This window comes from Aeromonas sp. QDB25, from assembly GCF_027707725.1.
Taxonomy (GTDB): domain Bacteria; phylum Pseudomonadota; class Gammaproteobacteria; order Enterobacterales; family Aeromonadaceae; genus Aeromonas; species Aeromonas caviae.
Genome location: NZ_JAPCIZ010000194.1, coordinates 1 through 1548 on the forward strand (window position 1 = coordinate 1; position 1548 = coordinate 1548).

General features: G+C 58.7%; 2 protein-coding genes. Both read left to right on the forward strand.

What is annotated here, in order from left to right; all coding sequences use genetic code 11:
- The first annotated feature begins 62 nt into the window (after nucleotides 1-62).
- The gene (locus tag PG883_RS23425) at nucleotides 63-410 is read left to right on the forward strand and encodes a quaternary ammonium compound efflux SMR transporter QacE delta 1 (protein WP_000679427.1); all 348 of its coding nucleotides are present in this window, start codon (nucleotides 63-65) and stop codon (nucleotides 408-410) included.
- Nucleotides 404-1243, forward strand: coding sequence for a sulfonamide-resistant dihydropteroate synthase Sul1 (gene sul1 / locus PG883_RS23430; protein WP_000259031.1), 840 nt, complete (start codon nucleotides 404-406; stop codon nucleotides 1241-1243). The genes PG883_RS23425 and sul1 overlap by 7 nt, the downstream gene beginning before the upstream one ends.
- Nucleotides 1244-1548 lie beyond the last annotated feature (305 nt).

Consider the following 1548-nt stretch of genomic DNA (forward strand, 5'->3'; position numbering starts at 1 on the left):
AAGTCTGCTTTTATTATTTTTAAGCGTGCATAATAAGCCCTACACAAATTGGGAGATATATCATGAAAGGCTGGCTTTTTCTTGTTATCGCAATAGTTGGCGAAGTAATCGCAACATCCGCATTAAAATCTAGCGAGGGCTTTACTAAGCTTGCCCCTTCCGCCGTTGTCATAATCGGTTATGGCATCGCATTTTATTTTCTTTCTCTGGTTCTGAAATCCATCCCTGTCGGTGTTGCTTATGCAGTCTGGTCGGGACTCGGCGTCGTCATAATTACAGCCATTGCCTGGTTGCTTCATGGGCAAAAGCTTGATGCGTGGGGCTTTGTAGGTATGGGGCTCATAATTGCTGCCTTTTTGCTCGCCCGATCCCCATCGTGGAAGTCGCTGCGGAGGCCGACGCCATGGTGACGGTGTTCGGCATTCTGAATCTCACCGAGGACTCCTTCTTCGATGAGAGCCGGCGGCTAGACCCCGCCGGCGCTGTCACCGCGGCGATCGAAATGCTGCGAGTCGGATCAGACGTCGTGGATGTCGGACCGGCCGCCAGCCATCCGGACGCGAGGCCTGTATCGCCGGCCGATGAGATCAGACGTATTGCGCCGCTCTTAGACGCCCTGTCCGATCAGATGCACCGTGTTTCAATCGACAGCTTCCAACCGGAAACCCAGCGCTATGCGCTCAAGCGCGGCGTGGGCTACCTGAACGATATCCAAGGATTTCCTGACCCTGCGCTCTATCCCGATATTGCTGAGGCGGACTGCAGGCTGGTGGTTATGCACTCAGCGCAGCGGGATGGCATCGCCACCCGCACCGGTCACCTTCGACCCGAAGACGCGCTCGACGAGATTGTGCGGTTCTTCGAGGCGCGGGTTTCCGCCTTGCGACGGAGCGGGGTCGCTGCCGACCGGCTCATCCTCGATCCGGGGATGGGATTTTTCTTGAGCCCCGCACCGGAAACATCGCTGCACGTGCTGTCGAACCTTCAAAAGCTGAAGTCGGCGTTGGGGCTTCCGCTATTGGTCTCGGTGTCGCGGAAATCCTTCTTGGGCGCCACCGTTGGCCTTCCTGTAAAGGATCTGGGTCCAGCGAGCCTTGCGGCGGAACTTCACGCGATCGGCAATGGCGCTGACTACGTCCGCACCCACGCGCCTGGAGATCTGCGAAGCGCAATCACCTTCTCGGAAACCCTCGCGAAATTTCGCAGTCGCGACGCCAGAGACCGAGGGTTAGATCATGCCTAGCATTCACCTTCCGGCCGCCCGCTAGCGGACCCTGGTCAGGTTCCGCGAAGGTGGGCGCAGACATGCTGGGCTCGTCAGGATCAAACTGCACTATGAGGCGGCGGTTCATACCGCGCCAGGGGAGCGAATGGACAGCGAGGAGCCTCCGAACGTTCGGGTCGCCTGCTCGGGTGATATCGACGAGGTTGTGCGGCTGATGCACGACGCTGCGGCGTGGATGTCCGCCAAGGGAACGCCCGCCTGGGACGTCGCGCGGATCGACCGGACATTCGCGGAGACCTTCGTCCTGAGATCCGAGCTCCTAG